The 815-nt window shown below is 59.3% G+C and carries 1 protein-coding gene; it reads right to left on the reverse strand.

Annotated features, from left to right (window positions below):
• Window positions 1-815, reverse strand: an 815-nt coding sequence (locus tag I6F28_RS37030; RefSeq protein ID WP_225143932.1) for a TRAP transporter large permease subunit, incomplete at both ends; no start/stop codon positions are given.

Here is an 815-nt window from a genome sequence, read left to right on the forward strand (position 1 = left end):
AACCAGATCAAGGCGGCATCCGCGCCGACGACAGGCGTGAGGAGCTTGAGGGCGGTCGGCGCGATCATGGGGACGATAATGAAGGCAATCTCGAAGAAGTCGAGGAAGAAGGCGACAAAGAAGATGAACAGATTGATGAAGATTAAGAAGCCCCATACACCGCCCGGCAACGATGTCAGCATGTGTTCCAGCCAGACGCCCCCGTTGCAGCCGAGAAAGACAATCGAGAAACAGGTCGATCCAATGAGGATAAAAGTCACCATGCAGGTGATGCGCATGGTGGTCTCATAACCCTGCTTTACCAGCAAGCGCAGGTCGGGAATCCTGATTACCTCGAGACACACCCAGGCCACCGCCAGATAGGCAATCGCGAACGCGATTTTGAACGGCAGGTTAGGCGTGAAGTAGATGCCGATGATGGTGCCCACGCCGGCCGCGGCCACGCCCACGAGCAAGACTTTGTGACCGGCCGAGCTGAAATCCTTGTGATGGATGACGGCGAGGACGATCGCGCCGACGGCGCCCATGGCACCCGCTTCGGTCGGCGTGGCGAGTCCCAGCATCATCGTGCCGAGCACCACGAAGATCAGAACGGCGGACGGAATGATGCCCAGAAGGCATTTGCGCCAGAGTGCCCAGCCCTTGAGCGTCCTCGCTTCCTTCGGCACCGCCGGAACATGGCCCGGTTTGACGATGCTCAGAACGAAGGTGTAGCCCGCGAACAGCGCGATCTGGAGTATCGATGGCCCCCAGGCGCCCAGATACATGTCACCCACCGACTTTCCGAGTTGGTCCGCGAGCACGATCAAAACCAG

The organism is Bradyrhizobium sp. NBAIM14 (assembly GCF_020193895.1).
GTDB lineage: Bacteria > Pseudomonadota > Alphaproteobacteria > Rhizobiales > Xanthobacteraceae > Bradyrhizobium > Bradyrhizobium yuanmingense.